We start from the raw sequence: 5,817 nt of genomic DNA on the forward strand, positions 1-5,817 counted from the left end.
GCAACTGATGAAGAGATACAAGGTTGGGCAACGAAATTAAATACACGTCCCAAAAAATGTTTGAATTGGAAAACACCTTATGAAATCTTTTATAAAACTGTGTTGCACTTAATTTGACAATTTAAGACCTAAAAACATGTCGGGTATTAACGGGATTCCAATCACAACTGAGTATATTTATCAAATTTTGTATCCTTATCTTAAGAAGGGGAATGCCTTTAGTCTAAAAGAACTTGATAAACTCCGAACGAGAGAAAACCACATCGATACTGCTTTAACTCACTTAACGACATCTTTAACTGCTTTATCCAAAGTGATTGATATTGACGTTGACCCAACTAGTCTAATGATTCCACTATATGGAACTGTCCATATCGAAGATGATGATCCAAATGGAATGTACATATTATATAACCGCAATAAGATGTTTAACCAAGCTATCAATCATCAATTTCCTTTTGTGTATCGTGAATTGTATGAAGCAATGGTTGAGTTTAGACGGTTATTAAAACTGGAGGATAATGAAGATAAGGTAAACTACTTAGTTTATATCCTTTTCACAAATTGGGAAAATTTGCTATTAGATTTATATACTAAGTACCAACATACATCTGTCTTGATTTTGAGTGATGGGCATTATTCACATGCGAATATGCTTAAGAATTTGCTGTCTTTTGAACTCAGCCCTAATATTAGGATTGATACATATGAAAGTCACTTGCTGTCGCAAGAGATTTTAGATGAATTAGATTATGACTTAATTATCTCAACCTTCAAGCTACCACCAATGACGGATACATTTAATCTGGTCATCAAACATTATCTGAGTTCCAAAGATATTCATCGCATTGAAACAGTCTTAAATCGCATCATCAAAGGCAAAAACTCGTTTGACGATGCGAATAACCTAGAATCACCTGTTACTACCCCATTGAAAGGAGAATTATGAGAGATTTTTTGAAATCCACGGACAATCGTAGACTCTCACTGATTGAATTGCTTCTAGAAGCAGACGATTGGATGACTATCGCTGAGCTATCCAAACAATTAAATAGTTCAACTCGTGCGCTCAAAGAAGACATTAGCTTTATTCGCAATTACGATCCCAATATTCGATTCCAGACCGGTCCCAAAGGTATCCGCATCATCAGTGATTACTCAACTGGAATCCAAGACTATTATTCTGGTTTGTTGAGAGAAACCTTACCTTTTCAAATATTGGAAGAGCTTTTCTTTAACGAAAGCCTTAGTATGAGTGAGTTGGGTAGTATTTTACAATCTAGTCCTTCAACCATCTGTCGAACGATCGATCAGTTAAATCATTATTTTTCTGCATATGACTGTCGCATTGAATCCAATCCTTGCCGGTTTGTTGGCAATGAACGATATATACGTAACTATTACCGTGCGTATTTCAAAGAAGTCAGCACTGTATTCGATTGGCCTTTTCGTGATTACGAGGAATACCTTTTTGATGAGATGCTCAATTCCGTCATCGCTTTTTTGGCGAAATTCAGTGATTTGGAGACGGACTTCGTGGACTTTGCTTTCTACGATATTGTAAAAACAATGATTACTGTCAACATTATCCGTTACAAACAAGGTCACCTTGTTGACACTAGAGATGAAGAGAGCCTTCTATTCAAAGCTTTTTTTAATGCTTTAAAATTTTTCATACTCCCGAAAAATATTAAAGAATTCGAGGGCTTATCAATTACTTCAGAAGTAGTCTACCAACTTTTTTATCCCTACTTAAAGAAAAATATCGCCATCGGCATTGAACCTTTGCATAAGTTACGCAAGAAAAATCCAACGGTTAATCTTTCCGTCTCATATCTGGAAACTTACTTAAGAAATTTCTCAGAACAGATGGAAATTGACATACCCGAATTCGATTGGCTCATCGCTTCTCTATACGGTACTACTTACCTCGAAGATGATGATCCCAATGCGTTCTACATTTTATATAACCGGAACAAATTGTTTGCCCAACACGTTAAACATCAATATCCTATGGTCTATGAGACGCTTTATACTGGTATTGTTGAATATCGCAAACGACTTAATAAGCCGCTCCATGAAGATAAAATTTATCTCTTGCTCTATACTTTAATAACAATCTGGAATAATTTACTCGTCGAACTACACGAACGTTACCAAAAAGTGTCCCTACTCGTCATTAGCGACAGTCACTTCTCACATGCCAAAATGATTCAAAACTTGTTAAGTTTTGAACTACGTCAAAACGTGACTATTCATACTTTTCATAGTCCCGAAATTTCAGTTGAAAAATTAAAATCAAGTGATTATGATTTAATCCTTAGCACCTTTAAGCTGCCAGACTTAAACGACAAAGCAACCATTATCATTGAACACTATCCTAGGGTCCATGATATTAAGCGTATCGAGAAGCTCCTCAACTGTATTATCGAAGATAAACAACAGCAATTAACCAAATAAACCAACATAGTGTTGAGAATAGATACATAAATATACCCCAGTAGCAGTTGAATGTTACTGGGGTATTTATGTAAAGAAGGGTAAGAAATTGGCAATGTGAGCTTGTGACAATACTTGAACCCCCATCCCAAACTCATCAAAAAAAGAACCACCTCATTTCCCAGGTAGTTCTTACATAATCTTCTCTTATCTAGACACTTTCAGAAACCCTTTAGGCGCAGGCGACGAAAACTTCACCACTTTCCCTGTCCGCGGGTGCTCAAAGGCAATGGTCGTCGCATGCAAGCCGAGTCGTTTCAACGGATTTGTCTTAGCTCCATACTTTTTGTCACCTGCCACCGGATGGCCGATTTCTTCCATATGAACGCGGATTTGATTTTTGCGTCCTGTTTCAAGTTCAACCTCCAATAAAGAATAGTTCGCACTATTTTGCTTTTTCTTGAAGTGGGTAATTGCGTGCTTACCACCGTTATCGTAGCGACTTGAGTATACTTTCATCGTTTTGCTTTCAGTTAGCCAAGATTCTATCTTCCCCTGGGGTTTGCGAACGACGCCTTCAACCAACGCAGTATAGATGCGTTCTTTGACAATCGTCTGCCAGTTCTCCTGTAGCTTTTCTTTAATGCTTTCAGATTTGGCATAAACCATCACGCCGGATGTGTCACGGTCCAATCGGTGCACCACGAAGATGCGATTGTTGCGGTGGTCGGCTTTTACATACTGCATTAATTGTCGGTATGCCGTCGCTTCTCCGTGGTCTTTGCCGGCCACGGACAAAATCCCGGCGTCCTTATCAATCACGATAATATCGTCATCTTCATGTAGAATCCGTAGACCTTCAAGCGTCTCTATCTTTTTGAAGCTCTTATTCGATAACATCCCGACTTGATCACCTTTTTTCAATGGATGATTGTGCTGCGTGACTGCTTTTCCATCAATAAAGAATTGACCGCGTGTCAGCATGGATTTGATTGCATTACGACTTTTGGGGGCTAATTGTTCCAGCATGAATTTCAACAATTCTGTCGGTTCTTCGGCTGTATAGTAAATCATGTTGGGGTTATTTTTTTGTATCTTCACTGAACTCACCTCTTTTTCAACTTGTTTTTGTAGTATAGCAGAAAAAGTGCTACAAGTTTGGTATAATCGTAAAACAATGAAAGGTAGGCAGATTATGAATAATAACGATCGGTTAACACGCTTGCGCTATGCGTTAGATATTAAAGATAGCGATATGGTCACCATCTTTTCGATGGGTGGAGTTACCCTTACCCAAGAAGATGTTGTTCAATTATTGAAGAAATTACCTAAAGAGGATCCGACTCAAGAAAACCAATTCGTCCAAACACTCACTGATCAAGAGTTAGAACGCTTTTTAAACGGATTAATCATCTCCCAACGCGGTAAGAAAGAAGGCGCTGGTGAGCCGAGACTTGAACTGAATCCAGAGAATGCGAATAATATTTTACTGAAAAAAGTAAAGATTGCTCTCTCCCTAACCACTGACGATATTTTAGATATTTTAGCAACGGCGGGGGTTGAGATTTCTAACAGCGAATTAAGTGCTGTTCTACGCAAAGAAGGCCACCGCAATTATAAACCTTGTGGCGACCGTTATATCCGTAATTTCCTCAAAGGCCTATCCTTTGAATACCGCTCTTAGAGAAAAAAACCGACGCCTTATGCGTCGGTTTCTTCTTCGTGTCCAATTGAAAAGACATACTTGTGCCCTTGAGACATGCTGTGATAGAAGCCCTCGCCTTCGTATAAATGAAAAACTTGCATGCCTTGGCGAATGTCGTCATCTGGATACACTTGCTCAACATATGGATTGTTCGTAAGCAGTTCCTGAAGGCGGTCTTTCCCAACTTGGCGCACTTTTCCCTCGATTCGGATCACTTGAACGAGATAGCCTTCTTCAGACATTGTGGTAATAGCGATATTTGGATTGTGCTTAAGTTGTTTATAAAAATCCGTCGTGGGACTGGTCATGAAAAAGACGCCCTGCTCGTTAGCCACGCCGATATGGGCATGTCTCGCATGCGGTTTTCCGTTCTCGTCCACCGTTGCAAAGACAGCAACTTTCATATCTTTTTCCAGAATTTGCATAATATCATTTACTTCCATGTTAACACTCCTTCGCTCTTTATTTTCTTTTATTATAGCATATGGATTCGCTTTTATAAAATTATTTTATATAGGTGAAATGTAACACAAATGTGAAGAGGATATGATATTTTCAAGTGGATATTGCTTTTTATTACCGATAACTGTACATTAGATATATTAATGAATGAATATGGTCTGACCATAGGGGGAAGAATGTTGAAAAAATTAATCTTATTTAGTTCTTTATTTATACTAGGCGGGTGTGGGTACTTGGACTCAGAACCACCAGCTGGGAGAACTGAGGGCTACGTACACGAACCCGTCCAAGATGGAAATGGTAATAAAAATGAAGAAGCAGAAATACAAACAGATTCTGAATCAGCAGTTGAGACTGAAAAAGTTTCTGAAGTGGAGACGAACACTGAAGACGAGGTCAAACTTGGGATGGCAATCTTTGTGCCAGATCCCGAATTAATGGTGTACTTACCGATTGAAGTGGCCGAAGAAGAGCTAGATTATACAGAAGATGAGTTAATTTACTGGAATAACTTGGCGATTGAATACGGACTGCCAACTTACGATGGTGTCAGCGACTTTAACTTATTCGCTACTGCAGTGCAACAAGCGATAGACGCTGCACAAGAATCTGTGTATGAAGAACCTGTCTATGAGGAGCCTGTTTACGAAGAACCGGAGTCTTCATACGAAGAGCCGTCTTACGAGGAACCAGATTCTTCATATGAGGAACCTTCTTACGAAGAGCCCATTGATGAAGGTTCTCTACCAGAAGAAGAAACTCCAAGTAATGATTATTATAATTACGATTTCAGTAATAATAGTAATCGCAGCACTGTGTTTGGCAATGATGAAAGTGAATAGAGTTTAGGTGAGAACCGCTGATCTGGGAATGTTTCCTGGGTCGGCGTTTTTTTGTGTGGATTTTGGTTTGCGGGGTGTCGAGTGGTGGCACGACACTCCGTATTTTCATTTGCGGTACGTCGAGTCGGATCACGACGCTACGGAAATTTAGTTGCGGGGCGTCGTGTGGTGGCACGACACTCCGTATTTTCATTTGCGGTACGTCGAGTCGGATCACGACGCTATGGAAATTTAGTTGCGGGTATACTGGTCCTATGAACGTGGACAAACTGAGCCACACTCATTTCATTCGTGAACTAAGTTTATTTCTGTCATAATAATCGTAGACTCAAAGGTATAAAGACTAAATATTTGTAGACAATCCGTCAT

At 39.2% G+C, this 5,817-nt stretch carries 6 protein-coding genes and 1 pseudogene; 5 read left to right on the forward strand and 2 right to left on the reverse strand.

All coding sequences use genetic code 11. The features are described from left to right. The 3 genes and pseudogenes from ACEN4N_RS10875 to ACEN4N_RS10885 all read left to right on the forward strand — a co-directional run. Positions 1 to 117, forward strand: a pseudogene (locus ACEN4N_RS10875) (IS30 family transposase); the annotation flags it as partial. A gap of 19 nt (positions 118 to 136) precedes the next feature. Continuing rightward, positions 137 to 949, forward strand: a complete 813-nt coding sequence (locus ACEN4N_RS10880) for a hypothetical protein (RefSeq protein WP_407094229.1) — start codon at positions 137 to 139, stop codon at positions 947 to 949. Next, on the forward strand, positions 946 to 2,460 hold the full coding sequence (locus tag ACEN4N_RS10885; RefSeq protein ID WP_407094230.1) for a helix-turn-helix domain-containing protein: 1,515 nt from the start codon (positions 946 to 948) through the stop codon (positions 2,458 to 2,460). The genes ACEN4N_RS10880 and ACEN4N_RS10885 overlap by 4 nt, the downstream gene beginning before the upstream one ends. 186 nt (positions 2,461 to 2,646) lie before the next feature. Here ACEN4N_RS10885 and ACEN4N_RS10890 read toward each other — a convergent pair whose 3' ends face one another. Next, positions 2,647 to 3,540 carry an RluA family pseudouridine synthase gene (locus ACEN4N_RS10890; RefSeq protein ID WP_407094231.1) on the reverse strand — a complete coding sequence of 298 codons (894 nt, stop codon included), beginning with the start codon at positions 3,538 to 3,540 and terminating at the stop codon, positions 2,647 to 2,649. Positions 3,541 to 3,634: 94 nt separating this feature from the next. On the opposite strand from ACEN4N_RS10890, the gene ACEN4N_RS10895 reads away from it, so the two are divergent. Beyond that, positions 3,635 to 4,123 (forward strand): DUF1456 family protein, encoded by a 489-nt coding sequence (locus ACEN4N_RS10895; RefSeq protein ID WP_197104632.1) that lies wholly within the window; start codon positions 3,635 to 3,637, stop codon positions 4,121 to 4,123. Between the two features lie 17 nt (positions 4,124 to 4,140). Here ACEN4N_RS10895 and ACEN4N_RS10900 read toward each other — a convergent pair whose 3' ends face one another. Then, complete coding sequence (locus tag ACEN4N_RS10900) at positions 4,141 to 4,587, reverse strand: pyridoxamine 5'-phosphate oxidase family protein (RefSeq protein ID WP_407094232.1); 447 nt, start codon at positions 4,585 to 4,587, stop codon at positions 4,141 to 4,143. 198 nt (positions 4,588 to 4,785) lie between these two features. Here ACEN4N_RS10900 and ACEN4N_RS10905 point away from each other — a divergent pair, with 198 nt between their 5' ends. Further along, entirely contained in the window at positions 4,786 to 5,448 is a 663-nt protein-coding gene (locus tag ACEN4N_RS10905; RefSeq protein WP_407094233.1) for a hypothetical protein, read from the forward strand. Positions 5,449 to 5,817 lie beyond the last annotated feature (369 nt).

The organism is Ruoffia sp. FAM 20857 (genome assembly GCF_045528645.1).
Classification (GTDB): domain Bacteria; phylum Bacillota; class Bacilli; order Lactobacillales; family Aerococcaceae; genus Ruoffia; species Ruoffia halotolerans.